Origin of the sequence: Roseovarius sp. THAF9, assembly GCF_009363715.1 — a bacterium.
Taxonomy (GTDB): Bacteria; Pseudomonadota; Alphaproteobacteria; order Rhodobacterales; family Rhodobacteraceae; genus Roseovarius.
In genome coordinates this window covers 2,584,274-2,608,153 of sequence record NZ_CP045404.1, presented here as the reverse complement: position 1 = coordinate 2,608,153, position 23,880 = coordinate 2,584,274, and the positions used below count along the sequence as shown (strand labels likewise).

The window sequence follows — 23,880 nt, the reverse complement described above, 5'->3', positions numbered from 1 at the left end:
CTGTTCGCGTTAGGGGGACGCTCGCGCGAAAAATACCAATCAGGATAGCCCCCCGTGAAACGCACCTTGCTGGCCGACTGGGCCAAACGCTTCGATTTGTCCGATCTCAGCCTTCTGCCGGAGGAAAAGCTGAGCGTGTCACGGTTGCGGATCGAGCTGCTGGCCGGGTTGACCGTGGCGCTGGCGCTGGTGCCCGAGGCAGTGGCCTTTGCCTTCGTCGCCGGGGTGCATCCGCTGGTGGGGCTTTACGCGGCCTTCATCGTCGGCCTGATCACGGCCTTGATCGGTGGACGGCCCGGTATGATCAGCGGGGCCACCGGCGCGCTGGCCGTGGTAATGGTGTCTTTGGTGGCGCAGCATGGGGTCGAGTACCTGTTTGCCACGGTGGTCCTGATGGGGATCTTGCAGATCACGGCGGGGGTGCTGCGTTGGGGCAAGTTCATCCGCCTTGTACCGCACCCGGTGATGCTGGGCTTTGTCAACGGGCTGGCCATCGTGATTTTCCTCGCACAGCTGGGCCAGTTCAAGGTGCCCGGTACGATGGAGAATACCGGCCACGGGATGAGTGGCGGCGAATGGCTATCGGGTGCGCCGCTTTACACCATGCTCGCGTTGGTTGCGCTGACCATGGCGGTGGTCTGGTTGATGCCGCGGGTGACCAAGGCGATCCCGGCGCCGCTGGCCGGGATCGGGCTGGTGGCTGCGATCGTGCTGATCTTCGGGCTGGACGTGCCGCGGGTGGGGGACCTTGCCTCGATCGAGGGCGGGTTGCCGGCCTTTCATATCCCGACCGTTCCGCTGACGCTGGAGACGTTCGAGATCATCCTGCCCTACGCGGTGATCCTGGCCGCGATCGGCCTGATCGAAAGCCTGCTGACGCTGAACCTGGTGGGCGAGATGACCAACCGGCGCGGTGGCGCCAGCCAGGAATGCATCGCGCAGGGCGTGGCCAACACCGTGACCGGCTTTTTCGGCGGCATGGGCGGCTGTGCCATGATCGGGCAGTCGATCATCAACGTGAAATCGGGCGGGCGGACGCGCATCGCCGGGATCTGCGCGGCGGTGTTCCTGCTGATCTTCATCCTGTTCGCCGCTCCGCTGATCGAGCAGATTCCGCTGGCCGCGCTGGTGGGCGTGATGTTCATGGTGGTGATCGGGACGTTTGCCTGGAATTCGCTGCGGATCTTGCGCAAGGTGCCCCTGTCGGACGCGTTGGTGATCGTGCTGGTGACGGTGGTGACGGTGCAATACGACCTGGCCATCGCCGTGGTCGTAGGGGTGATCGTCTCGGCGCTGACTTACGCGTGGAACAACGCCAAGCGCATTCACGCCATCACCGGCAAGGAAATGGACGGCACCAAGGTGTATCGCGTGCAGGGGCCGCTGTTTTTCGGCTCGGCCAGCGGTTTCGTGGAATTGTTCGACCTTGAGAACGACCCCGACAAGGTGATCGTGGACTTTGCCGAGAGCCGGGTCGTGGACCAGTCGGCGTTGCAGGCCATCGAGGCCGTGGCGGGCAAATACCTGGCCGCGGGCAAGCGGGTGCAGCTACGCCATCTGACACGGGATTGCCACCGCATGCTGAACAAGGCCGGGCACCTGATGGTCGACAGCGACGATGACCCCGATTACGGGCTGGCCGTGGATTACGACGTGAAGACCGGGGTTCTTGGCGGGGGGCATTGAGGGTCTGCCGGGGCGGGGTGCTTGGGTTTTCACCCACCCTAAGCGATGTTGAGTCCCGGACTTGATCCGGGATCTCTGTTATCGAAGTCCCGGAACGCTGTAGAGCCTGTAGCCTGAGCGCGGAATCAAGGCCGAAGGCCGCCGCGCCATCGCCGGCCCCCTCCCTTGGGGTGGCGATTGGTTTGCCCGGATTTCGCCGATCTAGGCTCATAAGGACTTGGCAAATATAAAGTGCTGCTGAACGGCTGTAGTATCGCCACCCCGGGGGGCAGCGATGGCGCGGCTCAGCTTTCTCCCGGACGCGCGATGGCGAATTTCTCGCGCACCACCGTGTAATCCTTGTAGCCCATCCGCGCGAGCGGGTTGAAGCTGAGCACGTCGAAGATGCCGTCCTTCAGGCAATCGTCGCGCATATAGACGCCGGTGACCTCACCGAACACCACCTTGTTGGCCTCGCCCGGCAGATCGACGATCCGCGTCAGCTTGCATTCCAGTGCTGCTGGCGCGGCGGCCACCCGCGAGCAGGCAATGGTCTCGCAGGCCGCACGCTCGATCGCGGCATCGGTGAACTCGTCGGTCTCCATCGGCCAAGGGCCCGAGGTCTGGTTCATCGCGTCGCGCAGGGCGTATTCCACGATGTTGACGCAAAACACGCCGGTGTCGCGGATATTGGCGACGCTGTCCTTTGTGTCGCCCCGGTCGGGTTTGGTCGAGGTTGAGGAAAACATCACCTGCGGCGGCACGTAGGCCACGGCGTTGAAGAAGGAATAGGGGGCGAGGTTTTCCGCGCCGTCGCTGCCACGGGTCGAGATCCAGCCGATGGGGCGGGGCGCGACGATGGCGTTGAACGGGTTGTGCGGCAGGCCGTGGCCGTCTTCGGGGCGGTAGAACATGAGCGTCCTTCGGGGCTGTTTGCGATTGCGTTTGGACATAGGCCTACCCGCGTGCTAGGCGACGATCCACCTGTTTTTCGAAGGATAAAGCGCCTGTGTACAACCTGCGCCGAGAGACACGCGAGGATTGGTGGGAGGTCGAGGCGCTTTATGACCTGTGCTTTGCGCCCGGGCGCGAGGCGCTGTCGTCCTACCGGTTGCGCGAGGGCGTGGCGCCGGTGGCGGCGCTGTGTTTGGTGGCGCGGGACGCGGAGGACATCCTGGCCGGGGCGATCCGGGTCTGGCCGGTGCGGATCGGCGCGGCCCGCGCGTTGCTGGTCGGGCCCATCGCCGTGCACCCGACACGGCAGGGCGAGGGGCTGGGCGGATACTTGATCCGCGAGACGCTGAAGATCGGGCAGGAGGCCGGGTGGGACCGGGCGATGCTGGTGGGCGACGCGCCCTATTACGAGCGGTTCGGTTTCAGTCGGCTGCACAAGGTGAAGATGCCGCCGCCAACCAACCCCGAGCGGGTGCTTGGCATGGAATTGATCCCCGGTGCATGGCAGGGGATTGCCGGCAAAGTCACGCGTGCGGCTTGAAAAAGCGGGCGGGGTGCCCGATCTTTTGACCATGGGAAAGAAAACCTATTCCGAGATCCTGCCGGCGGCGATAGATGCGACCGCGGTGGAGGCGCGCCTGAAGGCATTGGCCGAGCGGCATCGGCGGGCCGGAAACGTCGGCATCCAGGTGCTGAACATGGTCGGCGGACAGGCCGAGGGGCTGTTGTCGCGGCTGCCGGTGCCGGTACGGTCGCGGCTGGACGACAGCACCGAGCGGGCGCTGCGGATGGCGATGGAGACCGCGCATCGCTCGCGTGGTTACTTTCCGGACAGTCCCGGCTGGATGAGCCGTGCGATGACGACGGCGATGGGCGCGGCGGGCGGCGCGGGCGGGCTGCCCACGGCGCTGGCGGAACTGCCCGTCACGACCACGGTGCTTTTGCGCGCAATCCAGGATGTGGCTGCGGAATACGGCTTCGATCCGGACGAGCCGGGCGTGCAATATGACTGTATCAAGGTCTTTGCCGCGGCGGGGCCGCTGGACCATGACGATGGCAGCGATCTTGCGTTTCTCAGCACGCGGGTTGCGGTGACGGGCAAGGCGGTACAGGCGCTGGTGGCGAAGGTCGCGCCAAGGCTGGCCACGGTTCTGGGCCAGAAGCTGGCTGCACAAACGGTACCCGTGCTGGGCGCGGCGGCGGGGGCGGCGACGAATTATGCCTTCACCAGCTATTACCAGCAGATGGCCCATGTGCATTTCGGGCTGCGCCGTCTGGCGATAGAGGCCGACCGCGATCATGCCGAGCTGCTGGAAGACTTTCGCGATCTGGTGGAGCTTCCGAGCGTCAAGCGCGCCTGAGGGGCGGGGCCGGGCCCGAGAAAATTCGTACGAATTTTCTGGGGCTCAGAGCTTGCCCTTGAGATAATCCATCACCGCCGGGCGCACGGATTGGTCGCCCGCGTTGCGCACGCCGTCGATCACCGCGAAAAGCTCGCCCAGGTCGATGCGGCGCAGGATGGATTTCACCGGCCCGATAGAGGCGGGGCGCATCGACAGGCTGCGCAGGCCGATGGCCGCCAGGCAGGCGGCCTCGACCGGGCGGCCGGCATCCTCGCCGCAGAAGCTGAGTGGCGTGTCATGCGCCTCGCAGCGCTTCACGATGGATTCGATGAAGCTGAGGAAGCTGACATTCAGCGTGTCGTAGCGTCGCCGGACAAGCTCGTTCTCGCGGTCGGCGGCGAAGAAGAACTGCTTGAGATCGTTGCCGCCGATCGAGAGGAAATCGACTTCCTTGTAGAAAGAGTCCGGCGCGAAGGCCAGTGACGGCGTTTCCAGCATCGCGCCGACCTCGATCTCGGAGGGCAGGGGGTGGCCCAGAATGCGCTCGCGTTCCAGAGCCTTGTTCATCTCGGCGTTCGCGGCGGAAAACTCCTCCCGCTGGGCGACGAAGGGGAACATGACCGACAGCGGGCGCCCCTTGGCGGCGCGCACGAGCGCCTGAAGCTGCATGCGCATCACGCCGGGCTTGTCGAGCGCGACGCGTACCGCGCGCCAGCCAAGTGCGGGGTTGGGTTCGTCCACCACCTTCATGTAGGGCAGCACCTTGTCCGAGCCGATGTCGAGCGTGCGGAAGCAGACGCGCTTGCCCTTGGCGGCGTCCATGACGTGGGCATAAAGCTCGCTCAGTTCCGACCGGCGCGGCATGTGGGCGCGCACGAGGAACTGAAGCTCGGTCCGGAAAAGGCCGACCCCCTCGGCACCGGAGCCTTCGAGGCTGGGCAGGTCGGCCATGAGGCCGGCGTTCATGTGCAGGGCAAGCCGGGTGCCGCAGAGTGTTTCCGCTGGCTTGTCTCGGATCGAGGCGTAGCGTTCCTGGGCCTGCGCCTGCATCGCCATCTTGTCGCGGAAGGCTGTGACCACGTTTTCGTCGGGGCGCAGGTGGACGATGCCCTGGTCGCCGTCGACCATCACGAAGTCACCGTTCAGCGCCTCGTTGGTGATGCGGCTGGCGTGGATCACAAGCGGGATGGCAAGCGCGCGGGCCACGATGGCGGCGTGGGAGCCGACGGAACCTTCTTCGAGGACGATTCCGCGCAGGCGGCGCCCGTAATCCAGCAACTCGCCGGGCCCGATGTTGCGCGCAATAAGGATAGGGTCGTCGGGCATTTCCGCGCCGGTTTCCGAGCCCTGTCCGGTGAGGATCCGCAGGAGGCGGTTGCTGAGGTCATCGAGGTCATGCAGCCGGTCGCGCAGGTAGGGATCGGTGACCTGGGTCATGCGGGCGCGGGTGGTGGATTGTTCCTTTTCAACCGCCGCCTCGGCCGACAGGCCACGTGCGATGTCCTCTTCCATCCGCTTCATCCAGCCCTTGGAGTTGGCGAACATGCGGTAGGCTTCGAGCACCTGAAGCTGTTCCTTGTCGCCGGTGGCCGCTGTGCTGAGCATGCGGTCGACACCGACGCGCAGGGCGTCCACGGCTTCTGCGAGGCGCTCCAACTCGCGGGTGGGGTCCTCGGCGATCGGGTTGGTCACGACGACGCGGGGTTCGTGCAGCCAGACATGGCCCTGTGCCGCCCCTTCCTGGGCGATACCGCCGCGGAACAGCACCGGCTGTTGATGGCGGGCTGACATGGCCGCGCCCTCGCCGACGAAGGCGCCCAGTTCGGCCATCTCGGCGATGACCATGGCGACGACCTCGACCGCGTACAGCTCTTCGTCGGAATATTCGCGGGACTGTTTCGATTGAACGACCAGCACGCCCAAGGTTTCGCCCAGCCGTTGAACCGGCACGCCCATGAAAGAGCAATAGGCCTCTTCGCCGGTTTCCGGCATGTAGCGAAAGCCGGGTGCGGCGGGGGCGTCATCGGTGTTGATCACCTTGCCGGTGCGGGCGACGCGGCCCACGAGGCCTTCGCCAAGCTTCATCCGGGTCTGGTGCACGGCATCGCGGTTGAGACCCTCGGTGGCGCACAGCTCGAGCGTCTGCTCGTCTCGGAAGAGGTAAATCGAGCACACCTCTGTGCGCATTTCCTCGGCGATAAGCGTGGTGATCGCGTCCAGGCGCGCCTGTCCGGCGGCGTCTTCGGCCATGAGCGCACGCAGGCGCGAGAGCATCTGGCGGCTGTCAGTCTCGATCTGATCGCCGGAAGGTGTCATGGCGTTCGGAAGCCTTTCCATGGGGCCGTTCTGGCCGGGAGCCGGAACGGTTAAATCACAGGTTGCGGGCATTGTGAAATGGCAATGTCACCCGGCGGCGCGCGATGCGGCAAAGCGCGGGCAAATGCCCGGATATCGTCATTATTTCGCCAGCGCGTCTTGGTAAAGCGCATTAAGTGAGCCTGCGTTCGCCAGACAGGAAAGGTCACTATGCCGATACCATTGCCGCGCCGCGGATCGCCGCAGCACTATCGTTTAGCGGTCGTTTATGTCGTCCTGTTCGTTCTGGTAGCAGGCGCGGCCCTGTCGCATGACCAGTCGGTGAGCCCGACGGGACGTGGCGCCGAGCTTGAGCGGTTGATCGGCGTGATGCTGGACCGGCTGGGCGCGGCGACGACCGTGCTGGTGTTCGCCGGGGTGGCGTCGGTGGGTGTCCTGTTTCACCTGGCACTGGCGCGGCGGCCCTGAGGCCGCGCGCGGGCTCAGGCGGTCTTGTCCAGCTCGAACGCGTCGTGCAGCGATTGCACGGCCAACTCCATGTACTTGCGGTCGATCAGTACCGAGATCTTGATCTCGGAGGTCGAGATGACCTTGATGTTGATCCCTTCGTCCCGCAGCGTCTGGAACATCTTGGCGGCGACGCCCGATTGGCTGCGCATGCCGATGCCCACTGCCGAGATCTTGGCCACGTTGGTGTCTGCCACGAGGTCGTGAAAGTTGATCTCGCCCCGATCCTTGGCGCCCTGCAGGGCCTTCTCGGCGCGCGCCACCTGGTTGGTGGGGCAGGAGAAGGTCATGTCGGTGCGGCCTTCCTCGGAAATGTTCTGGATGATCATGTCGACGTTGACGCCGGCATCCGACAGGGGGCCGAAGATTGCGGCGGCGATGCCGGGGCGGTCGGCGACCGAGATAAGCGTCATTTTCGCCTCGTCGCGGGAATAGGCAATGCCGTTGACCACGTTTGATTCCATGATTTCCTCCTCGGCGCAGACCAGCGTTCCTGCGTCGTCCGATTGTTCCTCGAAACTTGATAGCACGCGCAGGCGCACGTTGTAGCGCATCGCTAGCTCGACCGAGCGGGTCTGAAGGACCTTGGCCCCCAGGCTGGCCAGTTCCAGCATCTCCTCGAAGGCGATGCGGTCGAGCTTGCGCGCCTTGTCGGTAATGCGCGGGTCGGTGGTGTAGACGCCGTCGACGTCCGTGTAGATGTCGCAGCGCTCTGCCCCGAAGGCGGCGGCGAAGGCCACCGCGGTGGTGTCCGAGCCGCCGCGGCCCAGCGTGGTGATGCGGCCTTCGGGGCTGATCCCCTGAAAGCCTGCGACCACGGCCACCTGCATGCCTTCGCCGAACTTGGCGTTGATGTTGTCGGTTGGAATTTCCTCGATCCGGGCGGCGGAGTGGGACGAGTTTGTCTTGAGCGGCACCTGCCAGCCCTGCCAGCTGCGCGCGGGGATATCCATTTCCTGCAAGGTGAGCGCCATAAGGCCGGCGGTGACCACCTCGCCCGAGCTGACCACGGCGTCGTATTCGCGGGCGTCGTAGAGCGGCGAGATCTCGTCGACCCAGCCCACCAGTTCGTTGGTGCGCCCCGCCATGGCCGAGACGATGACGATCACGTCATAGCCCTTGGCCACCTCGACGCCGACGCGTTTCGCGGCGCGGCGGATGCGGTCGATATTGGCCACCGAGGTGCCGCCGAATTTCATCACGAGCAGGGGCATGGCTGCGTCCTTGGATCAGATCGCAGGTGCTTTACGCGCGTGCGCGGCGAAGGGCAAGAGCCGAGCGTGCGCGCCGCGCGCCCAAGAAAATTCGTACGAATTTTCTTGGGCATTTTCTTTGTGAAAGAAAATGGGGCATAGGTCAGTACGGGTGATCTTTACCATCCCGGGTCTGGAAACATCCGGTGGTGTCGATATCCAGCGCGTCGAACCGCTGAATCAGCCCGGATGCGGCCTCGTCCACGGAAATGTCGGCGCTGTTGCCGCCCATATCCGTACGCACCCAGCCGGGATGATAGATGCCCACGGCCAGCCCCAGCGGGGCGAGGTCCGTGGCGAGGTTGCGCCCGAGGTTCAGTGCCGCGGCCTTGGAGGCGCGATAGATGTAACTGCCGCCGGGGGCGCGTTCGTGACTGGCCATCTGGCTGGAGATAATCGCGATCTTGCCTGCTTGGGCGGCCTGAAGACAGGGCAGAAGGGTCTGCACCGTCAGGAACACGCCGGTGACGTTCGCGGCGAAGCTGTCAGCCCACATTTTGGCCGGATACCCGTCGGGCAGGGTCTCGCCCTTGTCGAGGTAAACGCCGGCATTGCACACCAGCAGGTCAACCGGCGTTCCGTCGAGCCGTGCGGCGAAAGCGCGATGGCTGGCGGGGTCGGTCACGTCGAGCGTGTGGTCGGACCTGGGGTCGCGCGAGGTGCCGGTGACGTTTTCGCCACGCTGACTGAACCGCTCCGCGAGGGCGGCGCCGATCCCGCGGTTGGCGCCTGTGATCACGACATGCATGGGACGTCCTCTTGTAGTGACGGTGAAAACGCTTGCCTCGCGGGAGAGCGAGACAAGGCAAAAGATCAATTCGCTTTGCGGCGCGGCACGAAAGGCAAGGGCAAAACGGGTACGCCATCGTCAATCAGCTTGCGGGCCTCCTCGGGCTTCGCCTCGCCGTGGATGGCGCGGTTGGGGGTCAGGCCATCATGCATGTCGCGGGCCTGCGCCGCGAATTCGAGGCCGACATATTCCGAGTTTTTCTCGATCTGGGTTCTGAGGTCCGCAATGGCTTTGCCACGGGGATCGGTCGGCGCCGAAAGGCGCGATGGTCCAGTGTCGGGGGCGCCCGGTGCCGGAGCCGATGTCGGGGCTGGCACCGGGGCGGCGTCGCGGCTGGCGCGGACCCTGGGGGCCATCAGCGCCTTGGTCACCGAGTCCGAGCCACAAACGGCGCAGGAAACCATGCCGGCGGCGTCGAGTTTGTCGAACGCTTCGGCAGACTGAAACCAGCTTTCGAACTGGTGGTCCTGATTGCATTTGAGGGTGAACTTGATCACCTGGTTGCTCCGCTGCGAAACCCCCCGTGACAATAGGTGGAATGCCGTAAAAATCAAGCCGAGCGAGCGGTTTGCCCGTCAGAGGCGATGGGGGTCGAATGACTTCAGGAGATGCGCCAATTCCGGCTCGCCGACGCGCTTGGCGGCTTTCTTCAGGCTCATCCAACGCCGCTTGCGCTGACCGGCTTCGGGAAAGTCGTTGACCAGTGCATGGACTTTGACGGGATAGACTAGCACGACGCACGGCAGCTTGTCAGCCGCGCCGACGCCCTTGGTATAGGAAAACAGCGCAAGACAGGTGCCGGTGACTTTGCCGCGCACACCGGCCTCTTCCCAGGCTTCGCACAGGGCGCTTTCCCCCGGGGTTTTGCCTTCCATCGGCCAGCCCTTGGGGATGATCCAGCGGCCCGTGCGACGCGACGTGATCAGCAGCACCTGCGGCTTGCCCCCCTTCATGCGGTAGCACAGCGCGCCGAACTGGCTGCGCACATCGCGCTTGTCCGCGATGCGCAGCGAGAGTGGAAGCTGATCTTTGCCCTGTAAGGTCATTGGGGTTTCTCTGGTGCCCACTTGCTCAGACCGGAGTGTATATACGTAGTATAAACATGATTATCGTCGATTCACATGAAATTTCGATGATGGTCCGAAAAAAACACTCCGGATCGTGGCGGCGGGGGCATGTCCCGTACAGTAGACGGGGCATCGGGCGGGTCTTGTGTCGCATCCGCAAGTGCAGGATACTTCGGACATGATACGGATTTTCGGCGTTTTCACAATCATTTGCGCGACTCTTGCCAGCGCCGGGGCGGCACGGTCCGACGCGCCGGTGACGATCTTTGCGGCGGCGTCGTTGCGCGGTGCGCTGGAGGCGGCGCTGGACGGGTCCGGGATCGACGCTCGCGTATCCTATGGCGGGTCGGGGACCATGGCGCGGCAGGTGGCGCAGGGCGCCCCGGCGGACGTGGTGATTCTGGCCAATGTGGCTTGGGTCGATTGGCTGGAAGAGAACGGGCATATTGCGGTTTCGACGCGCACGGACCTGTTGGGCAACCGGCTGGTTCTGGTTGGGCCGCGCGGGGCGGCGGATCTGGGTGAGCTGAACGCCGACACCCTGCTGGAGCGGCTGGATGCGGGGCGGCTGGCCGTGGGTCATACGGAGGCGGTGCCGGCTGGCATCTACGCGCAGGAATGGATGCAGGCGGCTGGCTTTTGGGAAGCACTGCGCCCCCAGCTGGCCGAGACGGAAAATGTCCGCGCCGCGCTTGCCCTCGTGTCGCGCGGCGAGGTGCCGTTGGGCGTGGTTTATGCCAGCGATGCGCAGGCCGATCCGGGGGTGCGGATCCTGGCGCGGATCGACCCGGACACGCACGCGCCGATTGTCTATCCCATGGCATTGGTCACGGGGCGGGACAGCGATGGCGCGCGAGCCGTGCTTGAACATCTGGTTTCCGAAAGAGCCGAAGACGCCTTTGTCGCGCATGGCTTTACGCGTGTCGGGGATTTGCCATGACCCTCGGCCTTGGCGAGGCTGAATGGGCCGCGCTGACGCTGTCTCTGAAAGTGTCGGCGTGGGCCGTGGCGATCAGCCTGCCGCCGGCCATCGCGGTGGCCTGGGTGCTGGCCCGCAAGCGGTTTCCGGGCAAGGCTTTGCTGAGTGCGCTGGTGCATCTGCCGCTGGTTCTGCCGCCGGTGGTGACCGGGTACTTGCTGTTGCTGACATTTGGAATGAACGGCGCCGTTGGCCGGATCCTGGCGGACTGGGGCATCGTGCTGGCCTTTCGCTGGACCGGGGCGGCATTGGCGGCGGGGATCATGGGATTTCCGCTGATGGTGCGGGCGATCCGGCTGGCGATCGAGGCGGTAGATCCCAAGTTGGAAGCGGCGGCCGAGACGCTGGGCGCGGGGCGGGCGGCACGGTTTCGCACAGTGACGCTGCCGCTGATCGCGCCGGGCATCCTGGCGGGGGTCGTGCTGGGTTTTGCCAAGGCGATGGGAGAGTTCGGTGCGACCATAACATTTGTCGCCAACATCCCCGGTGAGACCCAGACGCTGCCCTCGGCGGTTTACGCCTTCCTGCAGGTGCCGGGCGGCGAGGCGTCGGCGATCCGTCTTGTCGTGCTGGCGATCATCGTGGCGCTTGGCGCGGTCCTGGTGTCGGAATGGCTGGCCCGGCGCGTGGCGCGGCGCATCGGGCAGGAGACACCGCGATGAGCCTGAGCGTCGAGATCGGGCATCGGTTTCCGGGGCTGGACCTGGATGTGGCGTTCGAGGCCGGCGCGGGGGTGACCGCGCTTTTCGGTCCGTCGGGCGTCGGAAAATCCAGCGTCGTCAATGCCATCGCGGGGCTGTTGCGGCCCGATGCCGGGCGGATCGCGCTGGCCGATACGGTGCTGTTCGATGGCGCGCAAGGCGTGCATCTGCCGGCGGCGCGACGGCGCATTGGCTATGTCTTTCAGGATGGGCGGCTGTTTCCGCATATGAGCGTCGGGGCCAATATCGAATACGGGGCCCGCTTCGCGCCGGGGGGGCTGGACCGGGCAGAGATGGAACGGGTCGTGGCGCTGTTGGGGCTGGAGGCGCTTCTGGAGCGCCGGCCCGGGACGCTGTCGGGGGGCGAAAAACAGCGGGTCGCGCTGGCGCGGGCGTGGTTGTCGCGGCCACGCTTGCTGTTGATGGACGAGCCTTTGGCGGCGTTGGACGAGCCGCGCAAGGATGAGATCTTTCCTTACCTCGAACGGCTGCGCGACGTGGCGCAGGTGCCGATCGTCTACGTGTCGCACAATCTTGCCGAGGTAGCGCGGTTGGCTGATGAACTGGTGGTGATGCAGCGCGGGCAGGTGGTTCTGTCGGGCAGGGCCGAGGCCGTGCTGAGCGACCCCAAGGCGCTGCCGCTGGTGGGAATCAGGGAGGCGGGCGCGATCTTGCCTGCGCGTGTGGCCGAGCACGGGGCCGACGGGTTGAGCCGTTTGACTTTGTCGGGGGGCGAGTTGTTGTTGCCCGGTGTGGTAGCGCCGGAGGGCAGCACGATCCGGCTGAGGGTGCTGGCGCAGGATGTTCTGCTGTCGAAGGCGGCGCCCGAGGGTCTGTCGTCGCATAATGTGCTGCCTGTCGCTGTTATGGCGTTGCATCGCGGGGTGGGGCCGGGCGTTGCGGTACAGCTCCGCGCGGGCGAAGATGTGCTTCTGGCGCGGATCACGCAAATGGCGGCGACCGAGATGGGGCTTGAGCCCGGCATGACCTGCTTTGCGATCCTGAACGCAACCGCGATTCCGCGTGGCAGCATCGGCGGCGCGGCGGGTGTATCGCCGGGGTGAAATCCGACCGTTGACATTTCTGACTAAATCGATCAGAAATATTTGAAGCCAGCCTTCAAGGTCAGCCATCCCCCGAAATCGCAAGCAATGGAGCGCGATCATGCGTGTGATGCCTCACCCCGAAAGTGCTGGCCAAGAGCCGCGGCAAAAACTGATTCCGGAACCCCGATCCTTCACCCTTCTCGATGCCGCGATGACAAGTGGGCTGTGTCTTGACCTGATGTTGGAGCGGCTGTTGCAGACCGCCGGGGAGCCGGGGGCATGATCCGCGCGCAGACAAAGGAGATGCCGCAACTTGTGGCGGCCAGCGAGGCGGGCGAGGCGCATGACACCGCGCATGATGCGCGCGAGCTGACGCGCGGGCAAACGACCGCGCAGATCACGCTGGATGGCAAGGTTTATACTTTGCGGATCACGCGCGCGGGCAAGTTGATCCTGACGAAGTGACGCTCTGGCGTCGGGCCGGGTAAACTATTTTTGTCAGGTTTCTGCTGGCAAGTTCGGCCCGGATGTGGCAGCGAAAGGCGGTTATTTCCACGAGGGACCCGCCGGATGTCGGAAAGCCTGCTGCATCGCCTAGCCTGGATCATCGTCGCGCTCTGCGTGGCGCCGATCCTTGCGTCGGCGCTGGCGGCGTTCACCGGTGACCTGGATACATGGCGCAATGTGCTGTCCAGCGTCCTGCCGCGCTACACCGCGACGACCCTGATTCTGGTGGTGGTGGTGGGCGTGTCCACGGCCGTGATCGGGTCGGTCACCGCGTGGTTGGTGACGGTCTATCGTTTTCCCGGGCATCGATGGCTGGAAATCGCGCTGGCGTTGCCGCTGGCCTTTCCGGCCTATGTGCTGGCCTATGCCTATACCTATCTGCTGGATCATCCCGGCCCGGTGCAGACCCTTTTGCGGGATGTGACGGGATGGGGGCCGCGCGACTATTGGTTTCCCGAGATCCGCAGCCTGGGCGGTGCGGCGCTGATGCTGATCATCGTGCTATATCCGTATGTCTACTTGCTGGCGCGGGCGTCGTTCCGGCAGCAATCGTCGAACGCCTTTCTTGTGGCGCGGACGCTGGGGCAATCGCCGATGAAGGCGTTCTGGCGCGTGGCGCTGCCCATGGCGCGGCCCGCCATCGCGGGGGGCGCGCTTTTGGCGGTGATGGAGACCATCGCGGATTACGGCACCGTGGCCTTTTTCAACGTGCAGACCTTTGCGACCGGCATTTACCAGGCGTGGTTTTCGCTGGGGGATCGGCCCGCGGCGGCGCAACTGTCGTTGTGCCTGCTGATGTTCGCCTTGCTGGTGGCGGGGTTGGAGCGGGCGCAACGGGGCCGCGCGCAGACGGCAGGCCGGGGCGCAAGGTTCGAGGCGCTGGAGAAGCCGCGCCTGACCGGTGGCGCGGGGTGGATCGCGACGCTGGTCTGTGTCGTTCCGGTTCTCTTGGGCTTTATCGTGCCGGTGATCATGCTGGGGACGATGGCCGTGGGCTCGGGCCAGAACCTGTTCGCGGCGCGCTATATCGGGTTCATGCAGAATTCCGTGGTGCTGGCCACGGTGGCGTCGGTGTTGACGGTGCTGGGCGCGATCCTGATCGGTTTTCGCGCCCGGACCCGCCCCACAAAGGGCAGCAAGGCGCTGGTGGTTGGCGCCGGGCTGGGATACGCGGTGCCGGGCGGGGTTATCGCGGTGGGGCTGATGGTGCCGATGGCCGCGCTCGACAACCTGATCGACAGGTTCATGGAAAGCAACTTCGGGATCGACACGGGGCTGCTGATCACCGGGTCGATCTGGTTGATGGTGCTGGCCTACATGACACGGTTCATGGCTGCGGCCCTGAATGCCTATGACAGCGGCATGGCGACGGTGCCGGGGCATTTCGATGCCATTGGCCGGTCTCTGGGGCAGTCGGGGCCAAAGCTGTTGATGCGGGTGCATCTGCCGGTGGCGCGGTCGTCTGTGCTGACGGCGCTCTTGATCGTGTTCGTGGACGTGATGAAGGAATTGCCCGCGACGCTGATCCTGCATCCGTTCAACTTTCAGACGCTGGCGGTGCAGGCGCACCGGTTGGCGGCGGATGAGCGGCTGCACGAGGCGGCGGTGCCGTCGCTGGTACTGGTGGCGTTCGGGCTGTTGCCGGTGATCGTGCTGTGCCGGTCGATCGGACGCGAGGAGCCCGGGCGCCGGGCCGCGCGGCTGGGGGCCGCAGTCAAAGCGGGGTAAAGCGGTTTCGCCGCGGGCTGCGCCCGCGACGACCGGAGCGAGAGGCGCTGCCTCTCGCGCTCTCCGGGATATTTCTGGCCAGAGGAAAAGCTGTGGCAGCGATTGCGCCGGCCCGCGGTGTGGCGGGCCGGGGCATAATCGGTTCAGCTGGTTTGCAGGTAGCTTTCAAGGCTGTCGTCGAGCGCATCCTTCCACGGGGTGTGGTGCGCGGGCGCCTGCTTGTTGGTCATGGGCGAGACATAGCCGTGGTCGCGGAAGGCCATGATGTCCTTCTTCTTGTGCTTTTTCCACGCATAGAACTGCTGGCAGGCCATCTCGAGGTCAAAGCTGGGATAGTCGGTTTCGGCGATCAGCTCCTCGATATAGTCGCCCTGGTAGCGGATGCAGGCGTAATCGTCCTCGAGCGCATCCTCGTCGGCCTGGCGCTTTTTCCAGTCGGCCTCCATCGTGGCTTTGTCGGGCAGGGCGATCTTGCCCATGATGCAGTCGCGCACCCACCAGGCCTGGGCGTCGAACATGTTGAAGGTGAACCACTGGTCCTGCATGCCGAGGTAGAACATCTTGGGATTCTCGATCCAGACGACGCCCTTGTAGAGATCGTCGGACGCCAGCCGATTGGCGGTCTTCAGGCGCAGGTCGTCGGGCAGGAACGGGAAGTGGTGCTTGTAGCCAGTGCACAGGATGATCGCGTCCACCTCACGCGTGTGACCGTCGGAGAAATAGGCGGTCTTGCCATCGACCTTTTCCAACGCCGGAACCTCGTCCCAGTTGTCGGGCCAGTCATAGCCCATGGGGCCGGACCGATAGCAGGTGGTGATCGAATTGGCGCCGTATTTCCAGCATTGCGAGCCGATATCCTCGGCCGAGTAGGACGAGCCCATCAGCAGAATGTCCTTGCCTTCGAATTCGCGAGCATCGCGGAAGTCGTGGGCGTGCAGGATGCGGCCGTTGAACGTGTCGAAGCCCGGGTAGTGGGGCACGTTGGGCGTGGAGAAGTGGCCGGTGGCGACAATGACATTGTCGAACTCTTCCTCGGATTCGGTGTCGGCCTTGGAATCGCGGGCCGTGATGGTGAACTTTTCGGTCTTGTCGTCGTAGCGCACGTCGCGGACCACGTGGTTGAAGCGGATCCAGTCTCGCACGCCAGCCTTTTTCACGCGTCCCTCGATATAGTCGAAGAGTACGGCGCGGGGCGGGTAGCTGGCGATCTCCTTGCCGAAATGTTCGTCGAACGTGTAGTCCGCGAATTCCAGACCTTCCTTGGGGCCGTTGGACCACAGGTAGCGGTACATCGAGCCGTGGCAGGGTTCGCCATCCTCGGCGACGCCGGTGCGCCAGGTGTAGTTCCACAGACCCCCCCAGTCGCTTTGTTTCTCGTAGCAGACGATATCGGGGATCTCGGCGCCCTTGTCTGCGGCGGATTGGAACGCGCGCAATTGCGCCAGTCCGGAGGGTCCTGCGCCGATGACGGCAACTCTTTTCTTGGCCATTCTATTTTATCTCCCTAGATTGGTGTAGACCAATTATTGACTTTGGTTCTTTTGGTTCCTTTTACTAAGCCAAAGACTGGACCAGTCTGTCAAGGATTCCTTAATGGAGCGTGCGGTGGCGTCGGAAACATCCAGTTTTGCTCAGAGATTGGCCCTTTCGGGGGTGATGCCACGCCTGTCGGTGGGTATGGCGCGGACGGTGGATATTGGTTTTCTGGCGCCACTGTCGGGTCAGGCCGAAAGCTGGGGCCTGCCCGGATTGCAGGGCTGCCGCATCTGGGAGCGATGGTTGAACAACGCGGGCGGTGTGCTGATCGGGGGGCGGCGCTACCCGATCCGCATTCACGCTTACGATTGTGGAGAAAGCGTTGACGCGGCGCGCGAGGGGGCGCAGGCGCTGCTGCGCGAGCATGACATCAAGCTGATGATGATGCTGGGCGGTGACGCCTATCGCGCGGTGGGCCAGAGCCTGATGGACAAGCGCATCCTGACCTCGACCCTGTTGCCGTCGGACCTCTCGCCGGACGCGCCCTACCTGATTGCGCCGTCGGAGGTGCACCCGGTCTACGTGGTGACCGGGGTGGAGTGGCTGACCAAGCAACGCCCGGAGTTGAAGACCGTGGCGCTGTGCGCCCAGCAGGACGGGATGGGCCTGCCGTCGCTGGCCACATATCGCGCGGCGTTCAAGGCGGCGGGGATCGAGATCGTGCACGAGGTGCAATACCCCGCAGAGGGCGCGCCGGCGGAGAACGTCGTGGGGCCGATGCTGGCCGCGAACCCGGACATCCTATGCTGGTGCACGAGCTATACGCCGATGGTGCACGCGATGACGGAATACGCCCATGCCCATGGTTTCAAAGGGCAAATCCTGTCCTGCACCTGCGATCACTACGACCGGCTGGTCGATCGGCTGGGGGCGGAATTCATGGAGGGGCTGGTGTTCCAGTTTCCCGACTTCGACGATCCGGCGTTGAGCGAAAAGGCGTTCTTCTTCAACCAGCCGAATGCGTTTTACGAGGAATACAACGCGCTTTACCCCGACAGCTGGACGGCGGTCAGCTGGGAGTATGCGGCGATCCTGGATATCTGGCACGCTGCCGTGGAAAAGGCCGACAGCGTCGCGCCGGCAAGTGTGCTGGCGGCGATGAAACAGCTGGGCGAGGTGACCCACGCTTTTGGCCCTGCCGAGTGGTGGGGCGCGGAGGTGTTCGGGATCGACAACGCACTGGTGGGCGACTGGCCGGTGGTGCGGATCGAGGAAGGGCGGGCCCGGGTCGTGGGGTTTGGATCGGTGCCGGGATGGCTGCGGCGCAACGAGGATCTGCTGCGTGCCGAGATGCGGGACCTGGGTCAGATGTGGCAGCAGCGGTTGTCTTATGAGCGGGTGCTGGCGCTGGGGGCGCGGGTGGTGCAGGACGAAGAGGCGACTCAAAGGTAAACGCGATCCAAGCCCTGAAACCTGCGTCGGTATCGCGTCGGTATGTCCGACTGTATTGCGTCGGTGCGTTATTGCGTCTGCCGGGGGTGAACAGGGCGCGCGGCGCAAAAGTTTTTTGAAAACTTTTGCCAAGACTTTTTGAAAAGTCTTGGCCCTGCGTTAACCGAGGTTAAGACGCATCAATCGTCTTGCAGAAGCAGTTTCTGTTCCTCGACGAGGTGCAGCTTGATGAACTCCACCGCCTGACCGACATCGCGCGAGGCAATGGCATTGTAGAGCGTGTTGTAGCGTTTCTGATACTCCTGCATCCGGCGCGGCGTGAGCGCGCGGCGACGCAGGCGGGTGCGATAGCTTTCGTGGTAGGTGTCGATGGCCAAACGGTAGCACGAGGCCAGAAGCGCGTTGCCGGTGCCTTCGGCGATCTGGATGTAAAGCTGTTCCTCGAGCGCGATGAAGGCGTCGATATCGGTGGTCACGGTTTCGATCCGCGACAGGGTTTCGGACAGCGCGGTGAGCATACGCGGGGTCATGTTCACCACCGCCAGACGGACAATTTCCGGCTCCAGGATGCCGCGCACGACGAGGTGGTCGAGGGGGCTGGTCTCGCCTGCGACGGAATCGGGCGAGGGGGCGGTCTGGGGCGTGGAGCGGTAGGTGACGAAACTGCCGGCACCGGGGCGGCGGCGGATCACGTCCTGGCTTTCGAGCACGTCGAGCGCCTCGCGCACGGTGTTGCGGGCGACGCCCAGTTCGGCGGCCAGCGTGCGTTCCGAGGGCAGGCGGGTGTCGCGGGGGTATTCCTCGGACTTGATGCGCGCGAAAAGCGTGTCGACGACGATCTGCACGGTGGCGCCGACCGGGTGGGCGAGGCGCAATTCTGGGGCGGTGTCTTCGGCGTGTGTGCTCATCGGACCAGACCAATTTCGGTATGACTGGTATAAATTGGTCTGGTTGGCGCGTAAAGCGTGGTCATGCCCGCCGCCCGCGTGATATGTGGGGCGCATGACCGAGCCTGCACCTTTCCTGTCCAGCTTCCAGACCGTCGAGGCGGATTGGATCGACTATAACGAGCACATGAACATGGGCTATTACACCGTCCTGTTCGACCGCGCGGCCGACGAGGCCTATGCCGAGATCGGGTTCGGGCCGGAGTATCGTGCCGCCAGCGGGTGCACCACATACACGGCGGAGTTCCATGTGCGCTATCTGCGCGAGCTGAAGCTGGGCGACCGGGTGCAGGGCGCGTTTCGCATTCTCGACCATGACGAAAAACGCTTTCACAGCTTCCAGGAACTGATCCGCGAAGATGGCACCGTGGTGGCCACAGGCGAGGGGATCGCCCTGCACGTCGATCAGTCGGGGCCGAAGGTGGCGCCGATGCCGGAGACGATCCTGGCGCGGTTGCGCGAGGTGGCAAAGGCGCATGCGGCATTGCCGCGCCCCGAGGCGGCGGGACGTGGCATCGGGTTGCGGCGTCGCGGCTAGCGTCGGCTCCCGGCGCCGAGGACCTGTGTCAGAAAAGCTTCGTCGAATTCAGTCGCAGAATTGGACATGGTGACCGACGGCTGTATCGGAATGCCGCGGGCGCGAGCTTGCGGTATGTGGTGGCGGGCCCAGAAAATTCGTACGAATTTTCTGGGCTTTGGAATTTTCGTACGAAAATTCTTGGGCGTCAGAGACCGAGTTTTTGCGCGACGATCTGGTTGACGGCCTTGGGGTTGGCCTTGCCGCCCGTGGCCTTCATCACCTGACCCACGAACCAGCCGGCGAGCTTGGGGTTTTGCTTGGCCTTTTCGACCTGCGCGGGGTTGTCGGCGATGATCTGGTCGACCGCCGCCTCGATGGCGCCGGTGTCGGTGACCTGTTTCATGCCGCGCTCTTCGACGATTTTCTCGGGGTCGCCGCCCTCGGTATAGACGATCTCGAAGAGGTCCTTGGCGATCTTGCCAGAGATGGCATCGGACGCGATGAGATCTACGATGCCGCCCAGTTGCGCGGGAGAGACCGGGCTTTCGGTGATGGCGTGATCGTCCTTCTTGAGGCGGCCGAAAAGCTCGTTGATGACCCAGTTCGCGGTCAGCTTGCCGTCGCGGCCCGCGGCGGCTTCCTCGAAGAAGGCGGCATTCTCGTGCTCGGCGGTCAGGACGTTGGCGTCATATTCCGACAGGCCGAAATCCTTGACGAAGCGGGCCTTTTTCTCGTCCGGCAGTTCGGGCAGGGACGCGGCGATATCGTCGATCCAGCCCTGTTCGATTTCCAGCGGCAGGAGGTCGGGGTCGGGGAAGTAGCGGTAGTCATGCGCCTCTTCCTTGGAGCGCATCGAGCGGGTTTCGTTCTTGTCCGGGTCGTAAAGCCGGGTTTCCTGATCGACGCTGCCGCCCCCCTCGACGATGGCGATCTGGCGGCGGGCCTCGACGTCGATGGCCATCTGGATGAAACGCATGGAGTTCATGTTCTTGATTTCGCAGCGAGTACCCAAGTGCGAGAAGTCGCCGGTCTCGCGGTATTTCTCATACGCACCGGGCTGGCAGATGGAGACGTTAACGTCCGCGCGCAGGTTGCCGTTTTGCATGTTGCCGTCACAGGTGCCGAGATAGCGCAGGATCTGGCGCAGCTTGCCCACGTATGCGGCGGCCTCTTCGGGGCCGCGGATATCCGGACGGCTGACGATTTCCATCAGGCAGACGCCGGTGCGGTTGAGATCGACGAAGGACATGGCGGGGTCCATGTCGTGGATCGACTTGCCCGCGTCCTGTTCCATGTGGATACGTTCGATCCGCACCAGGCGGGCGATGCCGGGCTCCATGTCCACGAGGATTTCGCCTTCGCCCACCAGCGGCTCGTAAAGCTGGGAGATCTGGTAGCCCTGCGGCAGGTCGGGGTAGAAGTAGTTCTTGCGGTCGAAGGCGGATTTCAGGTTGATCTGCGCTTTGAGGCCAAGGCCGGTGCGCACGGCCTGTTCGACGCAGAATTCGTTGATGACGGGCAGCATGCCGGGCATGGCGGCGTCGACGAAGGCGACGTTGGAATTGGGCTCGGCGCCGAATTGCGTCGAGGCGCCCGAGAAGAGCTTGGCGTTCGAGGCCACCTGCGCGTGGACCTCCATCCCGATGACAAGTTCCCAGTCCTGTTTCGCCCCGGCGATCACCTTGGGTTTCGGGGTCTCATAGGTCAGGTCTAGCATGTCTGCGCGCTCCGTTCAGGTATCAGCGCGGTTCTAGGCCAGAGCGGAGGCGCGGGCAAGGGCGTCTGCGCCCTTGCCCGGCTCTCGCCGGGTGTCAGGCGGCGGCAGTACGGGGTCTGGAGGACTGCCGCAACTTGGCCAGCGAGATCAGGTGGAACCCGAGGAAGAGCGGCACGAAGTAGCCCGGGAACATGGCCAGCGGGTGCTTGTTGATGATGTTGGGCGTGTCAAAGGCCATCAGGTGCGCAAAGCCGGGCGAGGTGAGGATGCCGGTCAGGACCGCGACGACAAAATCGAGCATGCCGATCACGTTGGCGCGCACGATCAGGCGGCGCGCGTCGGGCGCGCCCGCGCGGGCCGCTTTCCACGCCTGCCAGCCGGCGATACCGGCCCAGATATCGCCAAGTCCTGCGGGCAGGGCGAATTGCCACGGGATCGTGCCGAGCGCCCAACCCAAAAGAAAGACGGCACCCATGATGCGGGGGATCTGGAAGGCGATGACCTCTGCGTCTGTCGTTGCGTCGGTGATGGCGCGGCCCGTCCGGGTGTGGCGTGTCAGCGCCCAGAGCGACGCCGCGCCGCCGAAGAGCGCCATCAGCACGAAGGGCGGATCGGTGAGCGTCGCCGGCACGTTGTAGACGTCGCGCTGTGACAGGTGCAGAGCAATGCCGGCGCAAACGCCCAAAAGGACGGTGAGGCCGCCGAGGAACGTGGCCTTCTGCGCGAAGGGCAGACCGGTGCGCGCGGCGCCGCTGGACAGAATGAGCAGAGCGAAGACCGGCAGGATGACGAGAAACGCGGAGACATATATGTGAAAGACCAGGTCGAGCATGGGAATCCCTTTCGGTATAGAATCAGTAGTGACTATATAAATAGTAGTTACTTCAAGTTTAGAACCGGGTTTCGTATGCTGCACACATGACTGTGACCGAGCGCACACCGAAATCAGGCCGTCCGAACTGTCCTGTGGCCTTCACCGCGCAGGCCATCGGCGATGTGTGGTCGATCCTGATCCTGCGGGAGTTCTTTCTGGAAGGGCCGCGGCGGTTCCAGGACTTGCAGGACGTGCTGGAGGTGTCGCCCAACACGTTGTCGGCGCGGCTGAAAAAGTTGGAGGCGGCGGGGATCGTGGCGCGGCGTGCCTATTCCAGCAATCCGCCGCGCTCGGAATATCACCTGACCGAGGCGGGGCAAGCGCTGGGCCCGGTGATGGGGGCGTTGCACGCGTGGGGCACGGCGCACGGACCGCAACCCTAGGGCGATCTTGGCGCGGGAACGGGTTGCGGTTAAGCTGGGCGAATAGCTTTGTCCGTATCCGTTTTTCCGAGACTCCATTTCAAAGAGGCCCGCCCATGCCCAAGAACATCATCCTGCTCTGCGACGGGACGTCGAACGAGATTGCCCGAAACCGTACCAATATCCTGCGGCTTTACGGCTGTTTGGAAAAGGATGTGGACCAGCTTGTTTACTACGACCCGGGGGTGGGCACGTTCGGGGCCGAGAATTCCTGGCTGGTGCCGTACCGCAGGTTGGTGGAGGTTCTGGGGCTGATCACCGGCTGGGGTATCGACGCGAATGTGAAGGAGGCCTATCGCTTTTTGGTAGAGAACTACGACGACGGCGTGCGCGAGAATGTCACCGATGAGACACCGGATCGGATCTATATCATCGGGTTCAGCCGCGGCGCCTATACCGCGCGGGTGCTGGCGGGCTTCATTCATGCACTGGGATTGATAGAGGTGCGTAACCTGAACCTGCTGAGCTATGCCTACCGGGCCTATAAGCGGATCGGCAAGGTGACCGGGCGGGACGTGACCGATGCGCGCGAGCCCGAGCGCAACCCCTTTGCCGAGATACGCCTGTTCGAGCGGATGTTGCAGCCCCGGCGCCCCGCCATCCAGGCGCTGGGCCTGTTCGACACGGTGGGGTCGGTGATCGAGTGGACCGACCACCTGCCACGGGTGCGCAACCACGCGCATACATCAAAGAATCCCTCGGTCCGGTCGGTGCGTCACGCGGTGGCGATCGACGAGCGGCGGACGATGTATCTGCCGACGCTCTGGCCCGCGGACGGCGCGTATTGGGGCGGGCCCGAGGAGCCGGAGGATCCCGCAGAGATCGAGGCGCAGGATGTGGAGGAAGTCTGGTTTTCGGGCGTGCATGGCGACGTGGGTGGCGGGTATCCGGAAAAGAACAGTCAATTGGCGAAATACCCGCTGTTCTGGATGATTGAGGAATTGCGCCCACTAGGCGTGCGCTTCCGGCACGAAACGGTTGAGCGCTTGGTTCTGGGGAAAGGCGAGGAGGGGCGCTATGTCGGGCCGTATCCGCTAGCCGCGAAACACAGCTCGATGAGCCTGGGTTGGAAGTTACTGGAATTCCTGCCGTTCTATCGCACGAATTACAGCCTGAGCCGGCGGTCGACCTTCTTTGGATTTTACCTGCCGCTGTGCGAGCGGCGGACAATACCGGACGGAGCGCGGGTGCATGCCTCGGTCTTTGTCCGGCGTGGGACGAAGGCGGACTACCCGCAGCCGAATATCCCCGAGGATCATGTGGTGGTGGGAGAGGCGGAGGGGGACGCCTGACGGCATGGAATAATGGTCCGGGTCCTTGGTTGTCTAAAAATGCTGCAGCTTCGCCACAAAGGCGTTGTGCTCACGAGTGCCGGGTGTGCGGGCATAAAAGACGTTTGATCTGCGGTCCCAGCGCGGAATCAGGCCGCAGGTCCCGCGCCATCGCCGGGCCGCCCCCACGGCCCGGCGATTGGGTGACGTTCAGTGCATCGCTCAATTCTGTTTCGGATTTGGCTTGGATAAAATGCTGCCAAACGACCGTCGGATCGCCGCGCCGCGGCCCGTCAATGGCGCTCGAGGCTAAAGAGCACACTTGTCCCACAAGGGCTCATTGCC

The 23,880-nt window shown here is 64.2% G+C and carries 24 protein-coding genes; 14 read left to right on the top strand and 10 right to left on the bottom strand.

The genetic code is table 11. The features are described from left to right. Nucleotides 1–54: 54 nt before the first annotated feature. Complete coding sequence (locus tag FIU86_RS12945) at nucleotides 55–1,686, top strand: SulP family inorganic anion transporter (protein ID WP_152475460.1); 1,632 nt, start codon at nucleotides 55–57, stop codon at nucleotides 1,684–1,686. 284 nt (nucleotides 1,687–1,970) lie between these two features. Here FIU86_RS12945 and FIU86_RS12940 read toward each other — a convergent pair whose 3' ends face one another. Continuing rightward, on the bottom strand, nucleotides 1,971–2,579 hold the full coding sequence (locus FIU86_RS12940) for a flavin reductase family protein (protein ID WP_152475459.1): 609 nt from the start codon (nucleotides 2,577–2,579) through the stop codon (nucleotides 1,971–1,973). 95 nt (nucleotides 2,580–2,674) lie between these two features. On the opposite strand from FIU86_RS12940, the gene FIU86_RS12935 reads away from it, so the two are divergent. After that, nucleotides 2,675–3,160 (top strand): GNAT family N-acetyltransferase, encoded by a 486-nt coding sequence (locus FIU86_RS12935; protein WP_152475458.1) that lies wholly within the window; start codon nucleotides 2,675–2,677, stop codon nucleotides 3,158–3,160. Nucleotides 3,161–3,191: 31 nt separating this feature from the next. Then, nucleotides 3,192–3,980, top strand: coding sequence for an EcsC family protein (locus FIU86_RS12930; protein WP_152475457.1), 789 nt, complete (start codon nucleotides 3,192–3,194; stop codon nucleotides 3,978–3,980). 45 nt (nucleotides 3,981–4,025) lie between these two features. Here FIU86_RS12930 and ptsP read toward each other — a convergent pair whose 3' ends face one another. Next, the gene (gene ptsP / locus FIU86_RS12925) at nucleotides 4,026–6,299 is read right to left on the bottom strand and encodes a phosphoenolpyruvate--protein phosphotransferase (protein WP_254703832.1); all 2,274 of its coding nucleotides are present in this window, start codon (nucleotides 6,297–6,299) and stop codon (nucleotides 4,026–4,028) included. A 189-nt stretch (nucleotides 6,300–6,488) separates the two neighbouring features. Between ptsP and FIU86_RS12920 the strand changes: the two genes are divergently transcribed. Beyond that, entirely contained in the window at nucleotides 6,489–6,746 is a 258-nt protein-coding gene (locus FIU86_RS12920) for a hypothetical protein (protein ID WP_152475456.1), read from the top strand. A 14-nt stretch (nucleotides 6,747–6,760) separates the two neighbouring features. Here the strand turns inward: FIU86_RS12920 and FIU86_RS12915 are convergent, their stop codons facing one another. From FIU86_RS12915 to FIU86_RS12900, 4 genes are all read right to left on the bottom strand, one after another. Next, complete coding sequence (locus FIU86_RS12915) at nucleotides 6,761–7,999, bottom strand: aspartate kinase (protein ID WP_152475455.1); 1,239 nt, start codon at nucleotides 7,997–7,999, stop codon at nucleotides 6,761–6,763. A 142-nt stretch (nucleotides 8,000–8,141) separates the two neighbouring features. Beyond that, nucleotides 8,142–8,786 (bottom strand): SDR family NAD(P)-dependent oxidoreductase, encoded by a 645-nt coding sequence (locus FIU86_RS12910; protein WP_152475454.1) that lies wholly within the window; start codon nucleotides 8,784–8,786, stop codon nucleotides 8,142–8,144. A gap of 65 nt (nucleotides 8,787–8,851) precedes the next feature. Beyond that, nucleotides 8,852–9,325, bottom strand: coding sequence for a DUF1178 family protein (locus FIU86_RS12905; RefSeq protein WP_152475453.1), 474 nt, complete (start codon nucleotides 9,323–9,325; stop codon nucleotides 8,852–8,854). A 78-nt stretch (nucleotides 9,326–9,403) separates the two neighbouring features. Beyond that, nucleotides 9,404–9,874, bottom strand: a complete 471-nt coding sequence (locus tag FIU86_RS12900) for an NUDIX hydrolase (protein WP_152475452.1) — start codon at nucleotides 9,872–9,874, stop codon at nucleotides 9,404–9,406. Nucleotides 9,875–10,073: 199 nt separating this feature from the next. On the opposite strand from FIU86_RS12900, the gene modA reads away from it, so the two are divergent. The 6 genes from modA (at nucleotide 10,074) to FIU86_RS12875 (ending at nucleotide 14,856) form a co-directional block, all read left to right on the top strand. After that, nucleotides 10,074–10,835 carry a molybdate ABC transporter substrate-binding protein gene (gene modA, locus FIU86_RS12895; protein ID WP_152475451.1) on the top strand — a complete coding sequence of 254 codons (762 nt, stop codon included), beginning with the start codon at nucleotides 10,074–10,076 and terminating at the stop codon, nucleotides 10,833–10,835. Then, complete coding sequence (gene modB / locus FIU86_RS12890) at nucleotides 10,832–11,536, top strand: molybdate ABC transporter permease subunit (protein ID WP_152475450.1); 705 nt, start codon at nucleotides 10,832–10,834, stop codon at nucleotides 11,534–11,536. The genes modA and modB overlap by 4 nt, the downstream gene beginning before the upstream one ends. After that, a complete protein-coding gene (gene modC, locus FIU86_RS12885) occupies nucleotides 11,533–12,639 on the top strand; it encodes a molybdenum ABC transporter ATP-binding protein (protein WP_152475449.1) in 1,107 nt (368 codons plus the stop codon). The genes modB and modC overlap by 4 nt, the downstream gene beginning before the upstream one ends. 100 nt (nucleotides 12,640–12,739) lie before the next feature. Next, entirely contained in the window at nucleotides 12,740–12,904 is a 165-nt protein-coding gene (locus tag FIU86_RS22585) for a hypothetical protein (RefSeq protein ID WP_172977499.1), read from the top strand. A 20-nt stretch (nucleotides 12,905–12,924) separates the two neighbouring features. Next, nucleotides 12,925–13,086, top strand: a complete 162-nt coding sequence (locus tag FIU86_RS12880) for a hemin uptake protein HemP (protein WP_254704019.1) — start codon at nucleotides 12,925–12,927, stop codon at nucleotides 13,084–13,086. 105 nt (nucleotides 13,087–13,191) lie between these two features. Beyond that, nucleotides 13,192–14,856: an iron ABC transporter permease gene (locus FIU86_RS12875; RefSeq protein ID WP_152475447.1), complete on the top strand. Its 1,665-nt coding sequence runs from the start codon at nucleotides 13,192–13,194 to the stop codon at nucleotides 14,854–14,856. A gap of 143 nt (nucleotides 14,857–14,999) precedes the next feature. Here FIU86_RS12875 and FIU86_RS12870 read toward each other — a convergent pair whose 3' ends face one another. Next, entirely contained in the window at nucleotides 15,000–16,346 is a 1,347-nt protein-coding gene (locus FIU86_RS12870) for an NAD(P)-binding domain-containing protein (protein ID WP_152475446.1), read from the bottom strand. 103 nt (nucleotides 16,347–16,449) lie between these two features. Here FIU86_RS12870 and FIU86_RS12865 point away from each other — a divergent pair, with 103 nt between their 5' ends. Next, nucleotides 16,450–17,784 (top strand): ABC transporter substrate-binding protein, encoded by a 1,335-nt coding sequence (locus FIU86_RS12865; protein ID WP_152475445.1) that lies wholly within the window; start codon nucleotides 16,450–16,452, stop codon nucleotides 17,782–17,784. A 179-nt stretch (nucleotides 17,785–17,963) separates the two neighbouring features. Here FIU86_RS12865 and FIU86_RS12860 read toward each other — a convergent pair whose 3' ends face one another. Then, nucleotides 17,964–18,692 carry a FadR/GntR family transcriptional regulator gene (locus tag FIU86_RS12860; protein WP_152475444.1) on the bottom strand — a complete coding sequence of 243 codons (729 nt, stop codon included), beginning with the start codon at nucleotides 18,690–18,692 and terminating at the stop codon, nucleotides 17,964–17,966. A 94-nt stretch (nucleotides 18,693–18,786) separates the two neighbouring features. Between FIU86_RS12860 and FIU86_RS12855 the strand changes: the two genes are divergently transcribed. Then, nucleotides 18,787–19,269 (top strand): thioesterase family protein, encoded by a 483-nt coding sequence (locus FIU86_RS12855; RefSeq protein ID WP_152475443.1) that lies wholly within the window; start codon nucleotides 18,787–18,789, stop codon nucleotides 19,267–19,269. A 187-nt stretch (nucleotides 19,270–19,456) separates the two neighbouring features. Here FIU86_RS12855 and gatB read toward each other — a convergent pair whose 3' ends face one another. Then, a complete protein-coding gene (gatB, locus tag FIU86_RS12850; RefSeq protein ID WP_152475442.1) occupies nucleotides 19,457–20,968 on the bottom strand; it encodes an Asp-tRNA(Asn)/Glu-tRNA(Gln) amidotransferase subunit GatB in 1,512 nt (503 codons plus the stop codon). Between the two features lie 94 nt (nucleotides 20,969–21,062). Beyond that, nucleotides 21,063–21,800 carry a hypothetical protein gene (locus FIU86_RS12845; RefSeq protein ID WP_152475441.1) on the bottom strand — a complete coding sequence of 246 codons (738 nt, stop codon included), beginning with the start codon at nucleotides 21,798–21,800 and terminating at the stop codon, nucleotides 21,063–21,065. Between the two features lie 86 nt (nucleotides 21,801–21,886). On the opposite strand from FIU86_RS12845, the gene FIU86_RS12840 reads away from it, so the two are divergent. Together FIU86_RS12840 and FIU86_RS12835 are read left to right on the top strand one after the other, a co-directional pair. Further along, a complete protein-coding gene (locus FIU86_RS12840; protein ID WP_152475440.1) occupies nucleotides 21,887–22,225 on the top strand; it encodes a helix-turn-helix domain-containing protein in 339 nt (112 codons plus the stop codon). Between the two features lie 95 nt (nucleotides 22,226–22,320). Further along, nucleotides 22,321–23,556 carry a DUF2235 domain-containing protein gene (locus FIU86_RS12835; RefSeq protein WP_152475439.1) on the top strand — a complete coding sequence of 412 codons (1,236 nt, stop codon included), beginning with the start codon at nucleotides 22,321–22,323 and terminating at the stop codon, nucleotides 23,554–23,556. Nucleotides 23,557–23,880 lie beyond the last annotated feature (324 nt).